The organism is Acinetobacter sp. YH12200 (genome assembly GCF_013418175.1).
In the GTDB taxonomy this organism is placed as follows: Bacteria; Pseudomonadota; Gammaproteobacteria; order Pseudomonadales; family Moraxellaceae; genus Acinetobacter; species Acinetobacter pseudolwoffii.
The window spans coordinates 43,501-67,766 of the sequence record NZ_VPCO01000018.1 but is presented as its reverse complement, the minus strand read 5'-3'; the positions used below and the strand labels follow the sequence as shown (position 1 = coordinate 67,766).

The window sequence follows — 24,266 nt, the reverse complement described above, 5'->3', positions numbered from 1 at the left end:
CTCGCTTGATTAAAGCTTGGTTATACGAGGACCAATTGGTTGTACGGTAAGTTTTAGGTGCAGGCTTCTTCATCTGGAAATTATATTGCTAAAGAAGCCCTCAAGAATAGCTTTGTGCAACAAAGCCATCTTTCTCTAAAAATCTAAGATGAGTTGAATATAGCATACATTCAACTCAACTAATGAGCCGAATGTGTTGGTTAATTAGCTCATCTATTTATCTAGGACAGTTTTAGAATTTTTCCTGATTCCATCAGATCTCTAGGGGAAAAGTTATCCCCAATTTCTGTAGATAAAAGCGGGACAACTTTTAGCCTTTTTTGTACGCCCTGGCGCACAGACATTTAGGGATTTTGCGGCTAGGGGATCTGTGCTTTTTTACTTATGATGAAATCATGCAGGAACAGGAAGTTCCGGAACAGAAAACAACAACGATAAGTTCTAACACTAGGATAGTGAGGGTAGAATAGCAGCTACCAAAGATCGCACTGTAAAAAACCCTGGCAGGATGTCAGGGTTTTTTATTGCTTGGATTCTCAGACGAAATGCAACAGAGATTAATTTAGGTAGGAAGTGGGATGAGATAGTATCTTGCTTCCAGACCGACCAAAGTCAAAGTTGCACAATGAAGTGGGATTGATTAATAGCAGACAGTGGTAAATTAATTTGGAAAATTTTCCCCCGAATATCTTTTATTCCAAAATTTTTCAGGCGTGCAGTATGCATTTTTAAATACTTTTCTGCATTATCTTGACTATCAAACAGGTAAATTCCCCCTGCTTCCTGAGCATCGCTATTTTCTGTCCATATTTTCCAGATCATGCCAGCTTCCTGATTAATACTTTCTGCAAGTGTTTGATAGGCGCGACTCATCTCTTCTCCAAATGGGCCTGGCGTCGGAAAGTCTACCTGAAGAATAACAGCCATGGTTTTATCCTCTACCGTCCAATAGCAATCTTCATACTCTAGCATTTTGCTAATGATTTTAAAGAAAAATTAGTCCTAAAATTGACTATTAAAAATTTTTGAATTTACTAGGCACCGTTGATATTTACTATTTATAATTAAAACTATGAGAATAGCTTCAATAAAATTAAGTAAGTTTGAATTATGATGAATGGATAAATTACGCAGAATAACTTTTAAATTTTGCCAGTGTTGATCTTTCAGCATGGTACGAGGCATATCGAATAGTGAAATTAGGTTTGAAGATTTGATTTTACTACTTCGCTATTTGTTAAGCTAAAATGTCAACACACCCTAATATTTCATGATCATCACTGGTAATTCGGTTGAGCGAAGTACAGCTGTGGCCACACTTCCGAGTCTCCATTTTTTAAAACCTCTGCGACCATGCGATCCCATCACAATGAGATCAGCCTGTATCTGTTTGGCAGTTTTCACAATACTTTCTTCAAACACTACACTTTTTAGGACTTTAGTTTCAACTTGAACGCCCGCTGCATATGCAATTTCACTTGCTTGTTTTAATACCTCTTCTGCATTCGCATAAGCTTGAATAAAGTGTTCTTTCATTGGAGCAGAGACATAATAATAATAGAAATCTGCATCTGTAAATGGATCTTCAGAAACCAGACTGATGAAGGTCAATCTGCTATCGAATACCTGAGCAATTTCGACCGCATGTTTTACCGCGGAGAATGAAATTTTTGAACCATCAACTGGTACTAAAATATTCTGGTATGACATCGATAATGCTCCAAATACGAACTTTCTATTCAGTTATAGATAACATAAGCATGTTAGCGCTTCAATTTAAAGCATTAAACAATATCAAATTTATCCGGAATACTACTTAACTAAAAAATAAGTGAATAGCTTTTTGGCTGCTATTCACCTGATGATCAAGACTGCTTAACTTGGCAAGACGTATCCCTTTTCCCTAATTAAACGTACTGCTGCATCACATACTTCTACATCATAAATCGTTCCACGTCCTTTTAAGATTTCTGCAAGCGCAACCTCTATGCCTAAAGCAGGACGGTATGGGCGATGTGTAGCCATTGACTCGATCACATCGGCCACCGTCAGAATACGCGCCTCAGGATGAATCTCATCACCTTTTAATCCTTTAGGATAACCTGTCCCATCCATGCGTTCGTGATGCTGACCAATGATTTCAGCAATTGGAATATTGAAAGGAACATCCTTGAGAATTTCATAACCAGCCTGCGCATGACCTTTCATCATTTCCATTTCCAGATAGGTCAGACGAGTAGGTTTGGTCAGAATTTCTGAAGGAATTGAAATTTTACCAATGTCATGTACCAATCCAATTTCTTCCATTTGCAGACAACGTTTTTCATCCCAGCCCATTTCTTTGGCAATGGCACTGGCAATCAAGCCTACACGGCGTTCATGTCCCGCGGTATAAGGATCGCGTAATTCCACCATTATGGACACAGCTTGTAAGGTGCCATACATGGTTGCTTCCAACTGCTCAAGCTGTCGGGCAATCTGGTCCTGTGCCTGCTTTTGCTCGGTAATGTCCTGTGCCATCACAATCGAGGCTGGCAAGCCATCATCCCAAGTGATGCGACGGCTATGCAGGGCAAATTCCCGGATCTGGCCATTTTGATGTCGGAACGGAACCACACAGGATAGGCTCGAATATTCTGCAGCCTGATCCTGCTCTTGGTTAATCAGTGCCGGTGTGTCTGCGGCCATGGTGCTAAATTCCAGAATATTATGTCCAATGAGTGCTGCAGCAGACCTGCCCAGCATATTGGCATAACTCGGGTTGACATACAGATAGTGATTGTCGCGCAGCACATACATCCCGACCACGGTTTGTTCCACCATACCCCGGAAACGCTGTTCACTGTCTCGTAATGCCTGTTCAGTTTTGCGGATGGTGGTCAGATCATTCCAAGCCAGAATCACATCATTGCCGACAATCGCCAGTGTTCGCTGAGCAATACGCTGACTACCATCTTTAGCTAACAGAGTAATTTCAGGAAATTGCACCTGTTTACCGTTTTTTGCCAGTTGCAATGCCTCTTCCCAGTTCTGCTGCATAAACTGTCTTTGCTCTGGATTAGGCGCCACTTTTTCCAGCCAGGCTTCCCGATTTTGAAAATCTTCCAGACTATATCCCAGCCATTTTTCATAGGCCAAATTAACCGCAAGAATTCGTTCATCCTGTACGGAAATAATATGCATTGGCACGGGAGACTGCAAAAATACCTGTTGGAAACGTTGTTCCATCTGCTGAGAATAGGTCTCGGCAGTTTTACGCTGTTGCTCCGCTGAAAAACGCTCCAACGCAGAAGAAATGTCCCTAGAAAGATTTTGCAACAGTAGAATTTGCTCCTCATCAAATTCTACTTGCCTTGTAGTATACACCCCCACTAGCCCCCAGAAATGTCCATCAAGCAACAACGGGATTAATGCTGCCTGACTTATCTTTTCCTGTTTTAAGTACTGTCTCCATGCCTGGTATTCTGGTGAAACATTCTCGTCCGCGTCATTGATCAAGGAATAGGCATAGACATCTACCTCTGGACTGGTATTTTTCACCTGATGCAATGGAGTATTTTCATCTTGCTGTAAGAGAGTGCGTAAAGTGGGCATAATATTTGCGCTAATATTATGATGGAACTGAATCATCAATGGACTGTCAGCTCGATCCTCTGCTTTGATTGCAATTAAAATTTTAGCAAAACTACCCAGATTCAACAGCACCTGCTGCAACTCGGTTAGCAAATCTTGCCGATTCTGGCTATGCGCAATCACCCGGTTGGTTTCAATGAGCAGCTGATAGAGATAAGTCAACCGTGCTACACGCCTTTGTGACTGTATCCGGGTATATACATCGGTAATCTGACCGGTGATATGATCGATTAAACTCTGCTCTTCATCTAGAAAAGTCGGGGCATCCGCTGCCGGATCATACCAGATGCTTAAGGTGCCGAATTGCTGAGTCTCATTGGCAAAGACTGATTGCAAAAAAGGCATCTGAGCCGGAGGGGCTGTACCAAAAACACCCCAGTCACTATCAATCTGCAGCTTAACCCGCTCCGGAGAAGATAAGCCGGAAGGGATTGTCTGCATCACTTTGTGCAACAGCTCGCTCATGCCGGTATGGGTATTATTGCAGAGTTGATTGATCTGATTCAGACATCGCACTTCTTTTACACGTTCCTGCAGATCCTGCAGCAAAAACTGGCGATCGGTAATATCGTGTACCACCATGACCCAGACGGTTTTTTTACCCAGGCGTTCTGCAAAAGGTGCCACATGACACTCAACCGTTTTGTGATCCGGCAAGGTCAACTGGACTAAAAACTCTTGCGGAGCCTGCTGCAATCGGGAGCACACCGGGCAATCTTCGGCCTTTACCCGAGGATCATGCACCAGTTCATGCACAGAGCGTCCGCTCAATTGTGTCGCTGGAATGCCGTGCAGCTGGGCTGCCGCCAAGTTGACCTGCTGAATCATTTGGCTAGAAGTGACAATATAGGTTGGATCAGGAATGGTGTCATAAGTGCTGGCAGCCTTGGACAACATGCTAAAAGGCTCTTTAATGGTCGACTCGACCAATGCCATATAAATGAACCAGTACGAATAGACTTTCAGAATATGCCCCAGCAGATTGGCATCGGCATATACGGACACATATTGGGTAAAGGCAAATTCAGAAGCCATCATGGTCAGCATGGACAGGCTGACCCCAAACGTCAGTTGAGGCGATAAATATTCGCGGCGCTGCCAGACCAGCACCAGTGCTAACGCCAGAACCGCAATAATCAGATATTCACTGTAAATTTTAAAAGGGGTCAGGCCTTGCTCATCAACAAAGGCGGTTGGAAAGAAACCCAACATCACAGCGCTGACAATCCCCACACTGAACAGACCAAAAAACAGGTTCAATGCAAGAGGCTTGATCGCCCGTGTCAGCATAAAGGGCGCAGCGAGCATGGCAAAGGCCTGCAATAACCGGGCACCAATCCATAATTGAGTGGCCTGATTGGCACTGTCCACCGGAAGAATTTGCATGCCTTTATATAGCAGGGTGTGGAACAGGTCAATAAATCCACACCAGCCAAGCGCGATGGCAATGAAAACCACAAAATAATTTTTAGTAAAATGCCGTGACACCACGGTCACAATCAGCGCTGTGAGCGCGATAATGATTGAAATCAGTTCTGCCACGGTATGGGTAAATAGGAAACCAAAACTTTGATTGGTCCACCAGATCAGCAAGGCAAAAATCGTCGGTGGAATCAGCATCATATAAGGAGAAATAAACGACTTGAGGTCGAATACATCTGGTGAAAATAAGTCACGAGATGATTTTGGCATAAAATTCCCCAATGAAATTCACAAATAGCCTTATACAATAAGGTTATTCAAGGTTTTTTATTTGTTGAAAATTCACATGTTTATTATAACATTGAGCCAAGGTAAATATTCCGTAAATATATTCATAAAATCCTTTACTACTAAAAAAATACGCTAGATCTCTCTATGCAATTTTCATCAGTAAAGGTCTAAAAATCAACGCGTACAGTTGCGTCCTTCACGCTTGGCCTGATACAGTTTTTGATCTGCCATGCGCAATACTTCCTCTACATCGTTAGAACTATTTGGCCAGTAAGCAATCCCAATGGAAATGGTCACTATACCAATTTCTCCCATTTCAGTGAGCTCAACCGCTTTTCGTAACCGCTCCGCTGCCTGAAAAACTTTTATAGGATCTGAAGCAGCCATTAAAATAATAAACTCCTCTCCTCCCGAACGGCAGCAGACATCATTGTCTCGGAAATGATATTGCATCACGTTCGCTAGCCTTTGTAAGACAATATCGCCTTTGTCATGCCCATAGGTATCGTTCACCTTTTTAAAGAAGTCGATATCTGCCGCCAGCACAGCAAAATCGGTACGCATACGCACAAACTCTTCGATAAACAGGTTCATTCCACGGCGATTGTATAAACCAGTTAGGGGATCAGTATTCACTGATTGATTCAGCTCATCAATTTTTTCATTGAAATTTTGACAGCTCAGCATCAGAGAATTTTTGAATTGATTGACTTCAAAATACGAAGGTTTAATTTCGTTGATTTTATCCTGAACATCCTGCCGACTGAGCATACTGGCCATTTTCGCCAAATGGTTTAAAGGCAGTGCAATCAAGCCCGATAAACGCCAGACCACAAAGAAAATGAATAAATAGAATAGGCTAATCCCGATGGATACCTTGATAATAATACTGTTGGCTTGAGCAAATAGCTCCTCAATCGGCTGCTGTGATACTACAACCCAGTTCACGCTGGGAATATGCGAGAAACCGACCAGACTATCTATGCCTTTACTGTTCATCAGACGGAAACTGCCATCCTGCTGCGGCAGCATCGTGGTTAATCCATCACCCGCCTGGACTTCCTGGCCAATTTGCCGAGTATCGGCATGAAAAATGATCTGATTTTGGTCATCCATGACATAGGTATAATTTTTCTTGTAGCCATATTTGGAGGCCAGCATTTCACTGACCAGATTCTTGCTCTGCAGATAAATCGTACCAGCGACAAAGCCCAAGTACTGCCCCTGGGCATCGAAGATCGGTTCAGAAATAATCACGATCAATTTTTTGGTTGAAGACCAGTACGGCGAAGAAATATAAGTTTGCTTGCGCTTGATCGACTCGGTAATACCGTGGGTTGTATAAATCTGTTTAGCATCAATATTTAAAGTGGTCGGGAAAAATGAAATGATGCGTCCTTCTCGGTCAGCCAGAAAAACACTGTTGAAATTACCGGATTGGCTTTTGAGACGTGCCGCTTCCGTGTTTCTCAAGCTTGTATTAGTAAAGTCTTTACCGAGTAACTTCGCACTAAAGCTTAAATTTTTTAAGATTTCTTCAAACTGGTAATTGGTATGCGCAGCAATTCTGGATGAATATTCCGCATTCAAGGCCAGAGAATTATCGATCAGGCGCTCTTTCACCGTATAGTTGACAAAAAATAAAGCAAAGACAAACAGACAGGTCACACTTAGAATCGTTAAAAGTAAAATCAAGCTGCGCAGATTTAAACGAGGCGCCAGTAAAACCTGTCTCAATAGCTCAATCCTAAGTGTTGATTTATGATACTTATATCATAAAAAACTGACATGAACTGCTTATTCCTCCCAATAACAGCATCATTAAAATAAGCAGAAATCGGTGGCCGTAAAATTGAAATTGCTGGCTCCCATTATTTGGACTGCTAAAGATGCCTGATGATCTTTTATCGAATAAAAAATACCCTGTTATCATTTTTTCATGGAGAAAGGCTAAAAAATCTTTGTTTTTGTGATATAAATCACATTATTTTACTTCCTTAAAAGATTGAATTCACTACAAATGGATTTGGATTCCCATGCAAACATACATTCCTTATCAGCTGCGGGTACAATTAAAACAAATTGATCCTATTCTTGATAAGCATTGGCAACAACAACTGCTGTCGATCCTCTCTGCAACACCGCAAGCGCTACATCAAAAAATAGAAGATCAGTACCTAAAACCCAAGAATATCTCGTGGAACTACCTGACCAAAGCCTTTGAGTTTACCGGCCATACCCGCCTGAAAGATCTGCAGCTCAATACGCAAAATCCTGAACTCGTGCAACTTGCACAGCGCATCAATAGCACTTTCAGCTTTCTGCAAGGCTATCAAAGTGACTTTCAGGTTGCAGACTACCTGGAAAGCATTGTCCGTGAAATTAATCAAATCGATCTGGACAATCCCGCCGATATTCAGGCACAACAACTGATCAAAAAAGCTTTTCTCTACGATGCTGCATTGATCATTCGAGAGTTAGATTTTTCTATTTCTGCCAATCACCGGCATTTGGATCTTGAACAAGTCCGAACGTTTATCTTTGAAGTCTTCATGAAAAGTGAAATTCTGGGCAGCTGGTTTGCCCATATTTTGCCGAGCGAATATGCCGAACAGGAACTGGCGATTTTTCAGGATTATTTTATTCCGCAGCAACAGGTTCGTGACTTTGAAATTATTGAAACCTTTCAATATTACTTTGTCCTGAACAGTTCTTATGACAGTTTAGTATCTGCCTATTCCATTCGTCGCTTTTTAACTGAAGAAAGCTTTGGTAAAGAAGATCGGTTCTATATTAGTGGTTTGGTGCTTGACCCGGAACAATTGGATCAAGCAGATTATGTTGAAAATTTTAAACAGCTGATGACACGAATTATTGGTATTCAACGTAAAATGAATCCACATATTGTGGAACTGGTTGAATCGCTGCATCAATATAATCAGCAGAATCTCATCCCAAGTTTAAAAGAAATTTTAAATATCCAAAGTTTTGCCATCGATCATCTGGTGAAAGAACATCTGGAAATTTTGGAGAAAGATTTATCCTTAAATATTCTCGAACCTTTTCTCAAAGGCTTGAAAAACAGTGTGCAGCATACTGATGAACTAGAATATTGCTATTTGAATATTTTAAGATTAATCAATGAGTTTCTGCATCAGCTGGAAATTTTATCGCAGCAACCGATGCTGCAGTTTAATCCGCATGCGCGTCTGTTCAAATATCGCTTAATTGCCTATTTAAAATTACTGGAACAACGTCGCACCCAAATCTTTGTGATTTTTCATGATGAGTTTCACTATCAGCAACAGGTGCGGGCCGTTTCAGCACCCACCCAGGAAATTAGAGAGCTTCTGAATGACGCGCTTGAACAAACTCGCCAGATCCAGCAGCAAATACGCCAGTTAGAACGTGAAATACAAAATACCGAAAATCGAGGTTTTCTTAAACGGCTGTTTAAAAAACCTGAAAATCATGAATTAAAGATCAATGAACTCAAAAAGAATCTGACTGAGGTTCGCGATCATTGCTATCTCAGAATGATTGCCATGCAAAAGCAGGCCACTCAGGAAAGTGTGTATCTGGAAGCCAAGAATTTAATTCCGGTGATTGACGCTAAAGTGCGCCATTATGCTTTTGCCAATGGTGAAAATGGGGTGACACGTTTGCCACTTCTATTACAGTTACCCGAAGACCGGAATAGCTTCAATATGCAAAGCATTCTCGTGGCTTTAAATTATGAATTTCTGCTTTCTGCGAAAAGTTGGGGAATGTCAAAAAAGGCTTAGACAGGACTGGGGATATACACGTTACTCCATCATTAAAGAGCTTCTGTTTACTGCTCATTTAACAGCCTTTCATCCTCTTCACATTCTGTTCACGACTTTCGGCCTAAAGTATTAGCATAGACCTAATACGGATAGCCAATATGAAACATATCAAAAAAATACTGCTAGCTACCTTGTCCTTACCGCTACTAGTTTTAGCAGGATGTAAAAGTATTCCCAGCTATTCAGGTGATTATGCAAAATCCAGAAACCAAATTCAGGGAACTGCGCTGGATCAGGCTAAAGCCCAAGACATCGGCATTCGCTTTACTTCAGCTTTTAATACTTTAGGTACACCTGCATTTATTGAACGAGCCGGATCACTCTATGCCGATCAGCTGTTTATTAACGATACCTTATCCCAATTTTCATCACGTCAAAATCTACTCCAACATTTTCAAGGGATGAACAAGCGTGTCAGTAACGTGAATGTCAAACTATTAAATACCTCCTATTATCAAGACTCTGCCTACGTGCACTGGCATATGGCCTATGATTTTAAAATGTTTGGCGCAACACGAAGCATGGATTCTTATGGCATCAGTGAAATCAAGGTCAACCGCGACAATAAGATTATTTTTCAGCAGGATTTCTGGGATCCTGCAAATGGCCTGTATCGTTCTTTACCTTATGTCGGAGGAGCTTATTCATGGGTACTGCCTTTCAAAAAATAGGATTAAATACTGGACTACTGATACTCTGCAGTTTCAGTTCATGGGCACATGCCCAAAATATGAATCAGTGTGGTCGTGGTCCACTTCTGGTAGCTCAGAAACAGGTTGGCGTCGCCCGTTATTATGCTCAGAACTGTACAAAACCCTGGCAAGGCCAGAATATGCAGATTGATTTTTCTTATACAAAAAATATTCCGGAATGGGCTTTCAAGCGTGCAGCGACCCATTTTCTGAAGCGTAATGAGCGAGAGTCTAAACATTTAATAGTATTAGATAGAATCACCCAGCTTTATAAGCCGGTAAAACCGGGAGATCTCTATCGCTTAAGCTATCAAGCCGAGACTCAGACCCTGACCTTGATGCTAAATCAGCAGGTGTTAGGCAATCTTCAGCATCCGCTAGCACAACAATATTTTAATATCTGGCTGGGATCGCAGCCATTTAGTGCTAAATTAAAACAGCAATTATTGAATTAGTCTCTGCCGTTATGTCCAAACATTTTATCCTGATGGTCGAAGACCATTATGAACTAGCCTCTACCTTATGCGAGTTTCTGGAAGAACATGATTTTGTGGTGGATCATGCCCGCAATCTGAACGCTGCACGCCAATTACTGAAACAGCAGCGCTATCATATTTTGCTTCTAGACATTAATCTGCCTGATGGTTCGGGTTATGAACTGTGTGAATGGCTGCGTCATGACGAAGGATTGGATTTACCCGTACTGATGTTGACGGCGCGCGATACTCTGGATGACAAACTCAAAGGCTTTAATTCCGGCACGGATGATTATCTGGTTAAGCCCTTTGATTTTAATGAGTTGGTGGTTCGGGTCAAAGCCTTAATCAAACGCTCATTGGGTGAAGTTTCCAGTAGTCGCCTGCAAATTCATGATTTGATTCTGGATCCCGCAAGACAGCAGCTGACTCGGGCTGGACAGACGATTGAACTGCCCCCGATTCAGTTCAAACTGCTGAAACTGCTGATGCGTCATTCACCTAAAGTCCTCACCAAACAGGAAATTATGCTGGAACTCTGGGGTGATGAAGAGCCGGAAAGTGATGCCTTGCGCAGTCACATTTATAATTTACGTAAAATGGTCGACAAGCCTTTTGAGCAGAAACTGATTCATACCATTTCTGGTGTGGGTTTAAAGATTGCTTTGGAAGCTTAAGTCTAAACGTACAAAGCTGAAACTTAGTTTAAATACACTACCACAATCAGACCGGTCGTCATTGCCAGATCAATCTCTGGATGGGTACTGAGATAATACTGCCGGTCAAAGAGTTCGACCCGCCAGCCCAGCTGTTTGCACAACTTCTGTACCAGTTGCAGGCCAATACCATGCCCTTTGATCTCCAGTTGCAACTGCTGGCCAGACAGCTCCTGAACTTTAGAATTATTTGGCAAAGAGATGCCGATTCCATTATCAGCGATCAATACTGTATTTTTCTGTAGAATCACATCAATTTCTGTACCTTGCGAATAATTCAGCGCATTGCGCAAAATATTGCCAAAGACCATTTTGGTCATCGATGGATACAGTTTACGTGGCTGCTCATCGAGGTCTTTTTGTAGGTCGATCTGCATGCCTTTGTTGTGGCTGACACTGTCCAGATCCTGTACCAGATTCTCCAGACATTCTGACAGCATAGTGGGCTCGGCCGTCAGGGTGTTGGTGGTATTTCGGGCGATAGCCAGTAAGGTATCGACCAGCAGCTGCATGTCTTCAATAGTATTGTGCAGGCGGGTAAAGGATTTGTTGTCACCATAGCGTGCCTGACACAGTTGCACATTGCCTTTTAAAATCGTCAATGGCGTGCGCAGTTCATGACTGACATCACCGGTAAACTCACGTTCGCGCTGAATGAACTTGCTGAGCACCTGATGATATTTTTCCAGTGCCTGCTTGAGATATTCTGCTTCCAGATTGGAGTCAGTACGGATGTCCTGAAAAGGCGAAGCCTGATTTTTCTGATGCTCCCAGTCGATATGTTCCAGTGCATTGGCCAGCCGGGTAATCGGAGAAAAATAACGCCGGGCGCGACGGTTCCACCACCACAATACGCTATACAGCACGAACAGGCTGACCATTAGTGGTGCTAGACCAAACAGCCAGACCAGCTTGTTCACGTTACTTTCGCCAAAGACCAGCAGCACATGTTGCCTGTCTTTTTCACCGTAGACGGTCATGCGCTCTTTACCATCGACAAAATGCCGATTTACGCCTTGCTCGAACTGCATGTGCTGAAACTGCACAGGGAGGGTATCATACCAGCGATAACCATACAGGTTTTTGGTGTCGGGAAGTTCGGCGGCCGGATTGCGTTCCAGCCGCTGCCAGTAGTGTGACATTTCCTGTTCCAAAGCGGTGCGCAGCAAAAAGCCTTTGATCACCCAGGCACTACAGGCAATGCCGATCACCACCGACAAGGCAATAAATCCGATTTGCAGCCAGTAGTAGCGGTTAAACACCTCACCGAGAGGATGATCGCGTTTGTCCCTAAACAGCTTTAACATTGATCAATTCCCCGCTGGCGCATTCGATTCATCGTTCAATTATACGGCTTTCTTTTTAAACAGAAAGTGGCCGATCACCCACTCGCGTCCATGCTCATAACCGAACAATTCGGCACAGGCCATAAAGAAAATCCGCCAGCGTTGCCACCAGATGGCCGCATCTGCGCCATAGGTCTGCTGAAACAGGGGCTGCAGCTCGGCCTGCTTTTGGTCCATATTCTCCAGCCAGGCATTTGCCGTGCGTTCATACTGGGTACCGGCCCATTGCCAGTGCTGCTCCAGCTGCAAATGCTGCTGAAAATGCAGGAAAGTTGAGGCTGCCGGCATCAGGCCGCCACTAAAGAAATATTGCGACATCCAGTCAAATTCATTTTTGACTTCAAACGGATAATGCAGGAAACGGTGACAGAAAATATGGCACCAGAGCAAGCCATCAGCTTTGAGCCAGCTGCTGATATTTTCAAACAGTTTCTGGTAGTTGCGCACATGCTCAAACATTTCCACCGAAACCACACGGTCGAAAGCAGCCGATTCCAGTTGCAGTACATTGACATCGCAGGTGATCACCGTCAGGTTTTCCAGTTTTTTCAGACGGGCCTGTTCCTGAATATACTGACGCTGGGTCGAGGAGTTCGACACTACAGTGATGTGGGCTTTGGGATAATGCTCGGCCATATACAGACTGAGTGAGCCCCAGCCGCAACCAATTTCCAGAATATCCTGTCCATCCTGTAACTGTGCACGCTGACAATAGCTGGCCAATGCTGCTTCTTCGGCCTGATCCAGTGTGGTATGCGCCTGTTCAAACAGGCTGGCGCTGTACTTCAGCCGCTTGCCCAGCACCGCCTGGAAAAATGCGGTGGGCAGTTCATAGTGCTGTTCATTGGCTTTGTCGGTCTCGATGGCAATTTCGCTGTTTTTCAGCATATGCAGCACATCCATATAACGCTGTGCCGCCAGTGCCGGGTCAAAGCGCCCTTCCTGTGCCAAACGTTTTTTGCTTAAAGTGCGAATGCCTGCGCGAATCACCGGGTCGGGCACTTTGCCGCTTTCGATCAGTTTTAAAGATTTTTGAATCATAAAGTCCATGTATTTACCTACTCTTTGGGTGGCCACGGAATAAACATTGAAGTTCGTCGTTGATAGTCTTTATAGTTGTCGCCGCGATGTGCCAGCGCCTGTTGTTCACTAAACGGAATTCCGGTGATGTAGTACAGAAACAGCCACATCAGCAGCGGATAAACCCATAATCCATACACACCTGCTGCCAGACCGAGAACCGGATAGGCAAACCAGTGCAACCATTCAAAAAAATAATTCGGATGACGTGAATATTTCCATAAGCCTTGGTCCAGGGTTTTGCCTTGGTTTTGTGGATTCAGTTTGAAACGGTAGAGTTGCTGGTCGGCTGTGCTTTCCCCGATCAGCGCCAACAGCATGATCATGCCTGCCACCAGCACTGTAGCCTGTGTCCAGTCATTCCACTGCTGGACCGGAATATTGAGCAATTCCAGCATCGGGTAGGAAAACAGTGCCACCAGCCCGGCCTGAAACATAAAAAAGGCCAGAAAACCGAGATGCTGATAACTGCCCATGGCACGGCGCATATTGGCATAGCGGGTATCTTCCCGGGTTTCATTGGCATAACGGCGCAGCAGATGCCAGGTTAAGCGTAAAAACCAGATGCCGCTAAATACACCCAGAAATACCCGAACCAGCAGCGGTGCAGTTTCCATGACCCAAGCCGCAATGATGACATTAAGCGCAATACTGAAACTCCAGGCCACATCCACCAGACCCGCTCTGCGGTTATAGGTCACCAGTACCCAGCTACACAGCATGATGAAGACATTCAGCAAAAATAAATCCAGCAGCATATCAGTCCTCCTGTTTTATCGTGGCCTAGTAAGCACTGGCTTCAAACAGCAGATGTACATCACTGATGACGCCTTCGCGGAAACCACCCTCGCAATAGCATAGATAAAAATCCCACATACGGATAAAGCGCTCATCGAAGCCGAGTTGCAGTACCTGTTCACGTTGTTCCAAGAAGCGCTGACGCCAGCAGTGCAAGGTTTGGGCGTAACTTTGGCCGATATCTTCAAGATGCTTGAGACGCAGTTTTTGCTCGGAAGCGGACTGGGTCATGATACTGATGCAGGGAATAAAACTTCCCGGGAAAATGTAACGCTTGATGTAGTCCACGGTATTCAAGGCTTTGGCATAGCGGGCATCTTCAATGGTGATGGCTTGAATCAGGGCCAGACCATTCGGTTTCAGCAATTCACGGCATTTGTTGAAATAGGTCGCTAAGTATTGCTCACCCACGGCCTCGATCATTTCTATCGAGACCAGCTTATCGTATTTGCCTTTCAACAGACGGTAGTCTTTCAGCTGGACATCCACGCGATGGGATAATCCTGCTGCCTCTATTCGCGCGACCGCTTCATCATATTGTGCTTGGGAGATGGTAATGGTGGTGACTTTACAGCCATAATGCTGCGCGGCATAAATGGCAAAACCACCCCAACCGCTGCCAATTTCGACCAAATGATCCATTGGTTGCAGCTGCAGTTTCTGGCAAATCAGTTCTTTTTTATAATCGGAGGCCTGTTCCAGGCTCATGCCCGGCTCTTTAAATACCGCGCTGGAATACATCATGCTGGAATCCAGGAACAGCTTGAAAAAGTCATTGCTCAGGTCATAATGCTCGGCAATATTCTTACGGCTGCCATCAATCGAGTTTTTGCGGGATTTGTACCAAGTCTTTAGGAAGAATTGGCTGGCTTTCGCCAAGGTGTTCTGATTCATCCGGTCCAACACATCGCGATTGCGCGCCAGAATGCGAATCACATTGACCAGATCTTCACTGCTCCAGTAGCCGCGAATGAAACCTTCTGCAGCACCGAGTACACCATTGCGGAACAGTAGATCCATCAGGCGGCTATCATGCACCTGAATCACGGCATACAGATCACTGCTCTCTCCCACAATCCCGTTCCAGACGCCTTTAAAAATCAGCTGACCATGACGTAATTTCAGTAGATGGCGCAGTACCACCGGCAGTGTGCTTTCTTCTCCCATAAACAGTGTTTTCATAACAAGGTGTTTCCTTTTTCTTTGCGAGGATGCCGGTAAAATGGAATTTTTTTCTTCCATAAGCGAAAGGCATGCAGATAAATTCCACCGACCATCCTGAAGGGCTCAAGAACTTTCAGCACAGCATAGCGATGCTGTTGTGAAGGAACTGTGATGGCTTGCAACGAAAATTGCATGGTGGCATCAAATTGCAATATTCCCTGTTGGAACAGCTGCATATGAATCACATTGCTTTGATCGGAAAAGCTGAATCGCCAGCGGTAATCCAGCGCCATCGGCATGAAGGGCGATACATGAAAGGCCTTTTTGAAATCAAACTGGTGGCTCTGGTACGGCGTATGTTCGGTCACATTGTTCCGGCAGTCATGGATATAGACCTGACGTTCATTCCATGGAGTATTGGTAATTTCGCTGAGGATAAAGATCAGCTGGTCGGTGGCATCAAAGACCAGATAAAACACCACAGAATTAAAGCGAAATCCGAGTGTACGTGGCAAGGCCAGAACCCGGATGGACGCAGCATGCGCTAGCAGATAATTTTCCCGCTTGATCAGCAGACGTGCGACCTTCTGCCGAATCGAACCACATTCCATGGTCAGAAAATCACGTTCATCCAGGGTCAGGAAATTCCAGCGATTGCAAGACCAGAGCCAGGATTTTTCAGTAAAGCTTGAGAGCTGATCAGGATCAAAGTATAGATAGTTCAGCCGGGTCTCAAAAGCATGCGCTTTGGGCAAGAAACGGCGATGCCGGATTTCGGCAGAGGCAATCGCCAGTGGATACATTTGCATCATATCCTCCTAGGCGGCCTGCTCGGCCTGTTTTAAGAGCTGATCGACCACCCATGCAGCGCTACGGGCACCATCTTCATGAAAGCCCCAGCCCCAGTAAGCGCCACAGTATGAGGTGCGGTTCTGGCTATTGATTTCAGCCCAGCGTTGTTGTGCTTCAATCGCGGAGGCATCAAACACCGGATGTCGGTAATGCCGTTCTACCCAGATTTTTTTCGGATCGAGGGTGAAATTAGGATTCAGAGTGGCAAAGACCTGAGTCTTGCATTGCAGGTTTTGCAACTGGTTCATCCAGTAACTGAAACCATAGTGCATACCACTGTGCTGGAAAGGTGTCTGTTCAGCTGCCTGACTCGGGGTCACATGCACATGCCAGCTGGCCCACTGACGTCTGGATTTGGGCATGATGCGGGTATCTGAATGCACCACCATACGGTTAGCCTGATAGCGGAACTTGCCCAGCACGTCCAGCTCCTGCGCTGTCGGGTCTTTAAGCAGTTTCAGGCTGTCGTCAGCATGACTGGCAAAGATCACCCAGTCAAAACGCTCACTGCCCTGTGCTGTTTCAACCAGTACATCATTGGCACTACGGGATACATGGAGCACACCCGTTTTGCGGAAAATAATATTCGTCTGGGACTGAATCGCACGAACGTAGCGAGCCGATCCACCTTTCACCGTGAGCCATAACGGCCGGTCTTTCAGTTGCAACATGCGATGGTGCTGGAAAAAGCTCACCACAAATTTATAGGGAATCTGTCCAGCCTGTTCCACCGGACAGGACCACAGCGCTCCACACATCGGATAGAGATGTTCCTGACGAAAGGCATCGCTATAACCATGTTGATTTAAATAATCATCAATACTGAGCTGTGTATCGACCTGTTCCACATCCAGATCTTTATTGGCTGCATAGAAACGGAACAGATCCGACAACATCGCGCGAAAATCAGTATTAAGAAAGTTTTGAGGTCGGAACAACAGCGAGAATTTTTTTGAAGGATTGTACTGTAAGCCACTGACCTGATTATTCACCGAAAAGCCCATGTCACTGCTTTGCGATTGAATCCCTAGTTCTTTTAGCATCGAGCAAAACAGCGGATAGTTATGCTCATTAAACACAATAAAGCCACTATCCACCGCAACCTGTTCACCCTCGATATTCAGCTGATGGGTATCGGTATGACCACCAAAGTAGTTATTCTTTTCAAAGACTGTGACTTCATGCACTTTGCTGAGTTTCCAGGCAGCGTACAGACCGGAAATACCTGAACCAATAATTGCAATTTTCATGGTGATTCCTTCGATTGAATCGTGTGAGTGTCGGCAGTAGCAGCTTTTTTATGTTTTCGAGCCTGAGCGATTTTACTGGCTTCATAAATCCGTGCCGGAATGGGCTTGAGGCCCCAGACCAGTCCCAGCCAGGACATGAGTTTCAGCAAGTAATAGGTCACATCAATCTGCCACCAGTAAAAACCCTGCCGGGTACTACCAGCATAGTAATGATGATTGTTATGCCAGCCTTCGCCTAAGGTGATGAGTGACAGAAATAAATTGTTACGGCTGTGGTCATCCGTCTCAAAATCACGGCTGCCATAATGATGCGCCAATGAATTGATGCACAAGGTCGCATGGATCAATAACACCGTGGAAACCACAAAGCCCCAGACCAGCAATTGCAGGCCGGACGTCCCGAGTTGCGGCCAAGTGATGGCCAGCCATTCGCCTAGTGCATAAATCCCGCCCGCAGTCAGCAACACCACAATCAAACTAAAACGGTCCAGCCAAATCAGTTCTGGATATTTCAGCCAGTCCTTGATCACCTCTTTACGCGTAGCAAAATTATATTCATTCAGAAACCAGCCGACATGGCTATACCAAAAACCATGCGTGGATGAATGTGGGTCTTGCAAGGTATCGGTATAGCGGTGGTGATAACGGTGATGAGCTGCCCACCATAGCGGGCCACGCTGCGCACTCATGGTGCCGAGCAATACAAACAGGAACTGTATCGGGCGTGAGGTCTGAAAAGTTTTATGCGACAGATAGCGATGAAAAAAAGCCGTGATGGAAAACATGCGGATCAAGTAGAACGCGACCATAAAGCCAAGCGCAAACCATGACACACCGACCCAGAACACAGCGAAACAGGCCAGATGCAGCAGAATAAAGGGTAAAATCCGGACCCACTGAATCTTGCTATTTTCAGCCGTCAGTGTTTCGGTTGGTGTCGATATAGACCAGCTATCTATCCATCGCATCAGACTTTTCAACATGGACTCATCCTATTTCGAGCAACTGTCTTTATTCCATTTGATGAGTCTAATCAGTCAGATATGAATTTTATGTGAAGTGAAAAAAAGCCGAACTGTAAGAGACTAAGCAGTTCGGCCAAAGGGTAGCAGATTAATGCGGTAATTTGATTAACTTTGTGATGTCGTAGCCATAGTGTCTCGCAGTCTCCAGATAGGACTGATAAGTTGCTTCGTCCAGTTGTGGTTCACGCGACAAAATCCACAGGTATTTGTTACTTGGTCCACCGACCAGTGCCACTTTATATTCTGGATCCACGCGTAATACCCAGTAATGACCTTTAGTAAACGGGATCCACCTTAAACCTGGAGGTAAAAAGCTGACCTTGAGTTTACTGTTGCCCTTATTTTGCGGATAAGCCACTCCTTCAGAGCTAATCATCTCACCATTGGCAATCCGACAACTATTTAACACACTCATGGTCTGATCGGCATTGACCTCATATTGTGCAGAGATATCCGATACACATTTACGCTGAAAATACATCGGTAAATGCGAAATTTCATACCACTTGCCTGCATACTGCTGGATATCCACCTGATCGACTGCCTGAGGCGCAACCGTTTCCGCTCGAGTCAGCATGCTTAAGCTCATGAGGGTCAGTGCCGTAACCGCAAAAACTGACTTGAATAGAGTATTCATTTTTAAGCCTTGAATGATTTCAGGACTAAGATAACCCAGGTGGATGTGAACAAAGCGTGAAGACAAAATCATGTGATCTAGCAGGCGTGCTGCTGAAAAGCCCTAGGCTATTTTCTAGGTTAAAGCCATTCTTTGCTGTCATCTGCTACAGGGGTATCATGCATCACATGCTGAATCATGGCATAAGCGATACTGCCCTTGAAGGGAATCTCAGGTAACTGATCAAACTTGAAAAATTGCGCGTCGCTCAGTTCATCTTCCTGAATCTGAATCTCACCCGAGTGATACTCTGCCCTGAAGGCCATCATCAGGTTGCTGGGAAACGGCCACGGCTGGCTGGCCAGATATTGAATATTCTTGATCTGCAGGCCGACTTCTTCCTGCGTCTCACGGCGTACTGCCTCCTCCAAGGTTTCGCCGACTTCAACAAATCCAGCAATCAGGCTGTACATCTGGGTTTTATTGCGGGCATTTTTCGCCAGCAGAATTTCATCTATACCCCGGGTGATGATGGTAATCACGCAGGGATTCACCCGGGGATACTGGTTATAGCCACAAGATGGACAGACCATGGCATACTGGCTGGCGTGCTGCTGGGTGGCATGGCCACATTTGCTGCAAAAGCAGTGATTACGGCGCCACTCCAGTAACTGTACGGCACGGCTGGCCTGTTCAAACTGCGGCCTGCTCCAGACCTGCACCAGTTGCCGAATCGGGATCAGTTGATAACCCTCGGGTACTGGTTCATCTTCTTTTAGATCCCGTGCAATGACCTGGCCATTTTCCGACAGGTTCAGGTCGTGCTGCAGTCTTTCCACTTGCGGCAACTGGAAATGATCATCCACCAGCAATTGCTGCTGTCTAAAAATATATGCTTTTGAATGCATGCTCATGACAATCCCCGGATTAAAAAAAATCCCATACAGAGGGGTGTATGGGACAAAACTAAGGAAGCTTACATGGAGTAACTTCATGGAAGATACTAGGCGCAGGCTGCCTGAATTACAACTATAATAATTTGTATCTTTTTGATTAAAATCACATAATTTTCACATCGTTTATGAGTTAAGAAATCATTAAAAATAAGGCTTATAAAATGAGTAAGATTTTAGCTAGATAAATGAACTTGCGTTCACGTGAGGACGATTTGCTAGTGATTTCTATCGGCAGCGGGATAAACTTAAAGTTGCGGAACAAATAATCCACCCATGCCCAACAGCTTCTTAGCCAGATAGATGAGTTATAAACCATGAAAAAACAGCATCTCCCTGAAAAAACCTGTATTCACTGCTTGCGCCTTTTTACTTGGCGCAAAAAATGGCAACGCTGCTGGGAGGAAGTCAGATACTGTTCTGAACGATGTAAACGTGAGTCCAAACTGCGTTCAAAACAAAGCGCTTAGAAACGTTTATACTGCCGCGCACAATAAGCCCGAATGACATCGGGGGAACGCAGTTGCAGATGTTTAGTTTTTCGGCCGGTGACTCGTTCACGCCACATTTTAAAACTTGATGCTTTCATATTTTTCCGCATCAAGCGAATCACTGCAGTTTCATTCAAGCCAAACTCACGCTGGATGGCTTCAAATGGGGTGCGATCTTCCCAGGCCATTTCAATGATCCTTGACAGATCTGCTCCCACATATTCAATTACTTGACGCACCACATACCTCTGTTTACTTTCATTTTTAAAATAAAAATTGAGCGATAAAATTTAACGCTATCTCTCTCTGTCTGGGTCAGATCAAGCTGACCAAACTCATCTTAAAAAAACGAAGATGAAGATTTTGTGATTTTTTGCGTGGATTGTATTTTGTTGCTGTCCTATCGGGCCTTCGATCTCAGCGTGTGGTCCAAATACCTGCTACCAAAGCCTATGCCTGGGATTGTTGTTAATGACATCGCCTAGATCAGACGGTATGCTGATGCTAAAAACACCTTGGGGAAATTGTGCTCGAAATTATTGCCCAGCTCTGCGGCGGTATTGGTCTATTCTTGATAGGGTATTTTCACTTGAGAATAAGAAGCGATAGAAATGGCTTTTGATTGGGATCCTCTCAACATTGGGTCTGTAACCAATTTACAATATTGATAATCTCTTGATTTGAATTATTTTTCCTAACGATTGCATAGAAGTCAAAGTTGCAATAGGTAAATTCAAACGGCGCAATAATTCTGCCACTTAATATTTCCTTTTCTACCAAAATCTGGGGCGCTATAGCAATCCCCAATCCTGAAACAGCCGCCTCTATCATTAAATTGAGACGATCAAAATATCGATCATTCGATTTAGTCTCAAGGTTTAGATGGGATCGTTCAAACCAGATCTGCCAGGCATTCTTATTGGAATAAGTGTGAAGTAATGGGTGCTCAAAAAGATCATGAATACTAGTGAGAGCATAGCTTTCACCTTTACAAACTGGTCCCATGTTGTCCGGAAATAAAAGAAATTTATCCAAAAACTTAGGCAGCATTTCATCTACATTCAAACTATTGATAAAAATATCAATTTTTTCTTTTTCCAGTAGCTTTAGGTCGTTACAGGTCATCAATTTAATAGAGATATTAGGATAAAGGCTCTCTAGTTTTTCCAGTCGTGGAATTAACCAGTTCGCCATAAAGCTATGAGAGGCACCGATTACGATTTCTACTTCTGACGCTTTGTGAGTTAATTCAAATACACATTCTTCCAGCTCATTGAAGAAGTGAGTACAAAGACGGGATAAGTCTTCTGCATCCTGAGTGAGAGTAATCGTTGATGAATGCCGAATAAATAATTTTTTATCCAACCATTCTTCGAGCTGTTTGATTTGATGGCTGATTGCACTATGAGTGACACACAGTTCTTCCGCAGCCAAGCTGAAGCTTTGATGTCTAGCGACCGCTTCAAATGCTTTAAGTGAATTTAAGGGCGGTAAGGTTCTACGTTTCATGCTGTAAATTTTTCTAACATCATAAATCAAAAATATATCAATTATCAGGAAAATGGAAATCTTTTAAGATCCAATCAATGTTGAAATTTTAAGAGAAAGACAATGACAACTCCTTATATCGGTCAGGGTCCTGATCAAGGTGGTTTTTTCGGTAAATTTGGTGGCTGCTATATGCCTGAAAGCCTGATGCCAGCTCTACAAGATTTAGAACAAGCCTTTAATACCATACGGAATCAACCTGAATTTTGGGCTGAATATCGACAGATTTTAACCGACTTCGTGGGTCGCCCTAGCCCGCTATTCTATGCAAAAAATCTAACTTCCTACGCAGGGGGAGCCAAAATATATCTCAAGCGAGAAGATTTGAACCATACCGGCGCCCATAAGATCAATAACTGTGTGGGGCAAATATTATTGGCTAAATTCATGGGTAAAACCAGAATCATTGCTGAAACAGGTGCAGGACAGCATGGTGTTGCCACAGCAATCGTCTGTGCACTCTTTAAGATGAAATGCACGATCTATATGGGTAAAACAGATATTCAACGTCAGCAACCGAATGTTGAACGTATGAAATTACTTGGTGCTGAAGTACAAGGCGTAAAAAAAGGCCGTGGAACCCTGAAAGATGCTATGAATGAAGCCTTACGTGACTGGATCAGTCATGTCGACACGACTTACTATCTGCTAGGAACTGGTGCTGGCCCGCATCCCTACCCGACTATTGTGAGAGAGTTCCAGAAAATTATTGGCATCGAAGCCAGAAACCAGATTCTTCTTAAAGAAAATAAACTCCCAGATGCTTTGGTTGCTTGTGTCGGTGGGGGTTCCAATGCATTAGGACTCATGCACCCCTTTCTAGAGGATACCAATGTCAAAATGTTTGGAATTGAAGCTGGCGGGAAAGGCACTGATAGTCATGAACATGCTGCCTCGATTTCCAAAGGTCGAGTCGGCGTCTTGCATGGTAATTTGACTTACTTACTGCAAGATTCAGACGGGCAAATTCTAGAGGGACATTCCATATCCGCAGGACTGGATTACCCTGGGGTTGGCCCTGAGCATTGCATCCTGTTTGAAACAAGCCGCGTGACTTATGCAGCAGTCAAAGATGAAGAGGCTGTACATGCCTTTCAACTACTGAGCCAGCAAGAGGGCATTATCCCAGCGCTGGAAAGTTCTCATGCTATTGCCTATGCCATCAAACTTGCGAAAGAAATGCATCCGGAACAGACAATTATCATCAATTTAAGCGGTCGAGGTGACAAAGACTTAGACACAGTCAAAAAGTATCTTGCAGGAGCACGCGCATGAACCGTTTAGATCAAAAACTAATGCAATTAAAACAGGAAAATCGCAGTGGTTTAGTCTGTTATTTTACTGCCGGAGATCCTGATTTTAATGAAAGTTATCGTCTATTTAGTCAATTGGGTCAAGCTGGAGCTGATATCATCGAAGTGGGCATCCCATTTTCTGATCCTGTGGCAGATGGAGAGACCATCCAGGCTGCTCATGTTAGAGCACTCGCTTCTGGTCAGACCGTGCATCGAACCATTGAGCTCGTGAAAGCTATCCGTTTACAGGATGAAACCACCCCGATTATTTTAATGACCTATTTAAACCCGATCATACAATATGGTTTCGAGAAGCTGGTTGCGGATACCGAAAATTTGATTGAGGGGATTCTGATCCTAGATGCCCCTTATGAATATCGGGAAAAATTTAAACAGATATTAAATGAAAAAAATATGCATTTAATTGCAATGAGCGCACCCACTACTCCAGTTGAGCGATTGAAACAAATCTCAGCCAGTGCGACAGGATTTTTATATCATGTTGCGGAAAATGGTCTCACCGGCGGTACTTTAAATCTGACCAATCTTGAAAAAAAGATTGCTGAAATCAAACCAATTTTTAATATCCCGATTGCTATTGGCTTTGGGATTAAAGATGAAAGTCATGTGAAAGCCTTAGCCAATAAAGTTGATCTGGTGGTGATCGGTTCGGCACTGGTGGATACCTTTTTTAAGCAAGGTGTAGACGCCACATTAGAAAAAGTTAAAATTTTTTCACAAATTCTGAAAGAGAAATCTTAGTTTTTCTTTATGATCCTTAATAGAGAATT

22 protein-coding genes and 1 pseudogene are annotated in these 24,266 nt (G+C 44.1%); 7 read left to right on the top strand and 16 right to left on the bottom strand.

What is annotated here, in order from left to right; genetic code table 11:
• Positions 1 to 612: 612 nt before the first annotated feature.
• From FTU90_RS11960 to FTU90_RS11940, 5 genes and pseudogenes are all read right to left on the bottom strand, one after another.
• Positions 613 to 927, bottom strand: a complete 315-nt coding sequence (locus FTU90_RS11960; RefSeq protein WP_071852326.1) for a monooxygenase — start codon at positions 925 to 927, stop codon at positions 613 to 615.
• 147 nt (positions 928 to 1,074) lie between these two features.
• Positions 1,075 to 1,185, bottom strand: a pseudogene (locus tag FTU90_RS11955) (IS5/IS1182 family transposase); the annotation flags it as partial.
• Positions 1,186 to 1,260: 75 nt separating this feature from the next.
• On the bottom strand, positions 1,261 to 1,710 hold the full coding sequence (locus FTU90_RS11950) for a universal stress protein (protein WP_159138910.1): 450 nt from the start codon (positions 1,708 to 1,710) through the stop codon (positions 1,261 to 1,263).
• 165 nt (positions 1,711 to 1,875) lie between these two features.
• The gene (locus tag FTU90_RS11945) at positions 1,876 to 5,325 is read right to left on the bottom strand and encodes an MASE3 domain-containing protein (protein ID WP_159138909.1); all 3,450 of its coding nucleotides are present in this window, start codon (positions 5,323 to 5,325) and stop codon (positions 1,876 to 1,878) included.
• A gap of 195 nt (positions 5,326 to 5,520) precedes the next feature.
• Complete coding sequence (locus FTU90_RS11940; protein WP_159138908.1) at positions 5,521 to 7,083, bottom strand: sensor domain-containing diguanylate cyclase; 1,563 nt, start codon at positions 7,081 to 7,083, stop codon at positions 5,521 to 5,523.
• Between the two features lie 299 nt (positions 7,084 to 7,382).
• Between FTU90_RS11940 and FTU90_RS11935 the strand changes: the two genes are divergently transcribed.
• The 4 genes from FTU90_RS11935 (at position 7,383) to FTU90_RS11920 (ending at position 11,018) form a co-directional block, all read left to right on the top strand.
• On the top strand, positions 7,383 to 9,131 hold the full coding sequence (locus FTU90_RS11935) for a hypothetical protein (RefSeq protein WP_159138907.1): 1,749 nt from the start codon (positions 7,383 to 7,385) through the stop codon (positions 9,129 to 9,131).
• A gap of 140 nt (positions 9,132 to 9,271) precedes the next feature.
• A complete protein-coding gene (locus FTU90_RS11930) occupies positions 9,272 to 9,844 on the top strand; it encodes a nuclear transport factor 2 family protein (protein ID WP_100535546.1) in 573 nt (190 codons plus the stop codon).
• On the top strand, positions 9,820 to 10,320 hold the full coding sequence (locus tag FTU90_RS11925; RefSeq protein WP_100535547.1) for a chalcone isomerase family protein: 501 nt from the start codon (positions 9,820 to 9,822) through the stop codon (positions 10,318 to 10,320). Before FTU90_RS11930 ends, FTU90_RS11925 begins: the two co-directional genes overlap by 25 nt.
• Positions 10,321 to 10,331: 11 nt before the next feature.
• On the top strand, positions 10,332 to 11,018 hold the full coding sequence (locus FTU90_RS11920; RefSeq protein ID WP_071852188.1) for a response regulator transcription factor: 687 nt from the start codon (positions 10,332 to 10,334) through the stop codon (positions 11,016 to 11,018).
• Between the two features lie 23 nt (positions 11,019 to 11,041).
• Here FTU90_RS11920 and FTU90_RS11915 read toward each other — a convergent pair whose 3' ends face one another.
• The 9 genes from FTU90_RS11915 to nudC all read right to left on the bottom strand — a co-directional run bounded on the left by FTU90_RS11915 (position 11,042) and on the right by nudC (position 20,102).
• On the bottom strand, positions 11,042 to 12,364 hold the full coding sequence (locus FTU90_RS11915; protein WP_100535548.1) for a HAMP domain-containing sensor histidine kinase: 1,323 nt from the start codon (positions 12,362 to 12,364) through the stop codon (positions 11,042 to 11,044).
• Positions 12,365 to 12,403: 39 nt separating this feature from the next.
• On the bottom strand, positions 12,404 to 13,453 hold the full coding sequence (locus tag FTU90_RS11910) for a cyclopropane-fatty-acyl-phospholipid synthase family protein (RefSeq protein WP_100535549.1): 1,050 nt from the start codon (positions 13,451 to 13,453) through the stop codon (positions 12,404 to 12,406).
• Between the two features lie 8 nt (positions 13,454 to 13,461).
• Complete coding sequence (locus FTU90_RS11905) at positions 13,462 to 14,241, bottom strand: DUF1295 domain-containing protein (protein ID WP_100535550.1); 780 nt, start codon at positions 14,239 to 14,241, stop codon at positions 13,462 to 13,464.
• A 25-nt stretch (positions 14,242 to 14,266) separates the two neighbouring features.
• The gene (locus FTU90_RS11900) at positions 14,267 to 15,463 is read right to left on the bottom strand and encodes a cyclopropane-fatty-acyl-phospholipid synthase family protein (protein WP_100535551.1); all 1,197 of its coding nucleotides are present in this window, start codon (positions 15,461 to 15,463) and stop codon (positions 14,267 to 14,269) included.
• Positions 15,460 to 16,254, bottom strand: coding sequence for a DUF1365 domain-containing protein (locus FTU90_RS11895; RefSeq protein ID WP_100535552.1), 795 nt, complete (start codon positions 16,252 to 16,254; stop codon positions 15,460 to 15,462). Before FTU90_RS11895 ends, FTU90_RS11900 begins: the two co-directional genes overlap by 4 nt.
• Positions 16,255 to 16,263: 9 nt before the next feature.
• Positions 16,264 to 17,547 (bottom strand): NAD(P)/FAD-dependent oxidoreductase, encoded by a 1,284-nt coding sequence (locus FTU90_RS11890; protein ID WP_100535553.1) that lies wholly within the window; start codon positions 17,545 to 17,547, stop codon positions 16,264 to 16,266.
• Positions 17,544 to 18,530, bottom strand: coding sequence for an acyl-CoA desaturase (locus FTU90_RS11885; protein ID WP_071852181.1), 987 nt, complete (start codon positions 18,528 to 18,530; stop codon positions 17,544 to 17,546). The genes FTU90_RS11890 and FTU90_RS11885 overlap by 4 nt, the downstream gene beginning before the upstream one ends.
• A 130-nt stretch (positions 18,531 to 18,660) precedes the next feature.
• The gene (locus tag FTU90_RS11880; RefSeq protein WP_100535594.1) at positions 18,661 to 19,209 is read right to left on the bottom strand and encodes a lipocalin family protein; all 549 of its coding nucleotides are present in this window, start codon (positions 19,207 to 19,209) and stop codon (positions 18,661 to 18,663) included.
• A gap of 119 nt (positions 19,210 to 19,328) precedes the next feature.
• On the bottom strand, positions 19,329 to 20,102 hold the full coding sequence (nudC, locus tag FTU90_RS11875) for an NAD(+) diphosphatase (protein WP_100535554.1): 774 nt from the start codon (positions 20,100 to 20,102) through the stop codon (positions 19,329 to 19,331).
• Positions 20,103 to 20,458: 356 nt separating this feature from the next.
• Between nudC and FTU90_RS11870 the strand changes: the two genes are divergently transcribed.
• A complete protein-coding gene (locus tag FTU90_RS11870; RefSeq protein WP_159138906.1) occupies positions 20,459 to 20,611 on the top strand; it encodes a DUF2256 domain-containing protein in 153 nt (50 codons plus the stop codon).
• Here the strand turns inward: FTU90_RS11870 and FTU90_RS11865 are convergent.
• Entirely contained in the window at positions 20,608 to 20,859 is a 252-nt protein-coding gene (locus tag FTU90_RS11865) for a TIGR03643 family protein (RefSeq protein ID WP_373683532.1), read from the bottom strand. The genes FTU90_RS11870 and FTU90_RS11865 overlap by 4 nt on opposite strands.
• Before the next feature lie 406 nt (positions 20,860 to 21,265).
• Positions 21,266 to 22,141, bottom strand: a complete 876-nt coding sequence (locus FTU90_RS11860) for a LysR substrate-binding domain-containing protein (protein WP_100535557.1) — start codon at positions 22,139 to 22,141, stop codon at positions 21,266 to 21,268.
• 102 nt (positions 22,142 to 22,243) lie between these two features.
• On the opposite strand from FTU90_RS11860, the gene trpB reads away from it, so the two are divergent.
• The gene (gene trpB / locus FTU90_RS11855; RefSeq protein WP_100535558.1) at positions 22,244 to 23,455 is read left to right on the top strand and encodes a tryptophan synthase subunit beta; all 1,212 of its coding nucleotides are present in this window, start codon (positions 22,244 to 22,246) and stop codon (positions 23,453 to 23,455) included.
• Positions 23,452 to 24,237: a tryptophan synthase subunit alpha gene (trpA, locus tag FTU90_RS11850; protein ID WP_180000711.1), complete on the top strand. Its 786-nt coding sequence runs from the start codon at positions 23,452 to 23,454 to the stop codon at positions 24,235 to 24,237. Before trpB ends, trpA begins: the two co-directional genes overlap by 4 nt.
• Positions 24,238 to 24,266: the final 29 nt, after the last annotated feature.

Excerpts from the sequence above, each read along its gene's own strand:
- FTU90_RS11930 (WP_100535546.1), top strand. The coding sequence starts at position 9,272 with ATGAAACATATCAAAAAAATACTGCTAGCTACCTTGTCCTTACCGCTA.
- FTU90_RS11920 (WP_071852188.1), top strand. The coding sequence starts at position 10,332 with ATGTCCAAACATTTTATCCTGATGGTCGAAGACCATTATGAACTAGCC.
- FTU90_RS11910 (WP_100535549.1), bottom strand. The coding sequence starts at position 13,453 with ATGGACTTTATGATTCAAAAATCTTTAAAACTGATCGAAAGCGGCAAA.
- FTU90_RS11960 (WP_071852326.1), bottom strand. The coding sequence starts at position 927 with ATGGCTGTTATTCTTCAGGTAGACTTTCCGACGCCAGGCCCATTTGGA.
- FTU90_RS11860 (WP_100535557.1), bottom strand. The coding sequence starts at position 22,141 with ATGAAACGTAGAACCTTACCGCCCTTAAATTCACTTAAAGCATTTGAA.
- FTU90_RS11950 (WP_159138910.1), bottom strand. The coding sequence starts at position 1,710 with ATGTCATACCAGAATATTTTAGTACCAGTTGATGGTTCAAAAATTTCA.
- nudC (WP_100535554.1), bottom strand. The coding sequence starts at position 20,102 with ATGAGCATGCATTCAAAAGCATATATTTTTAGACAGCAGCAATTGCTG.
- FTU90_RS11880 (WP_100535594.1), bottom strand. The coding sequence starts at position 19,209 with ATGAATACTCTATTCAAGTCAGTTTTTGCGGTTACGGCACTGACCCTC.
- FTU90_RS11935 (WP_159138907.1), top strand. The coding sequence starts at position 7,383 with ATGCAAACATACATTCCTTATCAGCTGCGGGTACAATTAAAACAAATT.
- FTU90_RS11905 (WP_100535550.1), bottom strand. The coding sequence starts at position 14,241 with ATGCTGCTGGATTTATTTTTGCTGAATGTCTTCATCATGCTGTGTAGC.
- FTU90_RS11870 (WP_159138906.1), top strand. The coding sequence starts at position 20,459 with ATGAAAAAACAGCATCTCCCTGAAAAAACCTGTATTCACTGCTTGCGC.
- FTU90_RS11925 (WP_100535547.1), top strand. The coding sequence starts at position 9,820 with ATGGGTACTGCCTTTCAAAAAATAGGATTAAATACTGGACTACTGATA.
- trpA (WP_180000711.1), top strand. The coding sequence starts at position 23,452 with ATGAACCGTTTAGATCAAAAACTAATGCAATTAAAACAGGAAAATCGC.
- FTU90_RS11890 (WP_100535553.1), bottom strand. The coding sequence starts at position 17,547 with ATGAAAATTGCAATTATTGGTTCAGGTATTTCCGGTCTGTACGCTGCC.
- FTU90_RS11915 (WP_100535548.1), bottom strand. The coding sequence starts at position 12,364 with ATGTTAAAGCTGTTTAGGGACAAACGCGATCATCCTCTCGGTGAGGTG.
- FTU90_RS11895 (WP_100535552.1), bottom strand. The coding sequence starts at position 16,254 with ATGCAAATGTATCCACTGGCGATTGCCTCTGCCGAAATCCGGCATCGC.
- FTU90_RS11945 (WP_159138909.1), bottom strand. The coding sequence starts at position 5,325 with ATGCCAAAATCATCTCGTGACTTATTTTCACCAGATGTATTCGACCTC.
- FTU90_RS11885 (WP_071852181.1), bottom strand. The coding sequence starts at position 18,530 with ATGTTGAAAAGTCTGATGCGATGGATAGATAGCTGGTCTATATCGACA.
- FTU90_RS11900 (WP_100535551.1), bottom strand. The coding sequence starts at position 15,463 with ATGAAAACACTGTTTATGGGAGAAGAAAGCACACTGCCGGTGGTACTG.
- trpB (WP_100535558.1), top strand. The coding sequence starts at position 22,244 with ATGACAACTCCTTATATCGGTCAGGGTCCTGATCAAGGTGGTTTTTTC.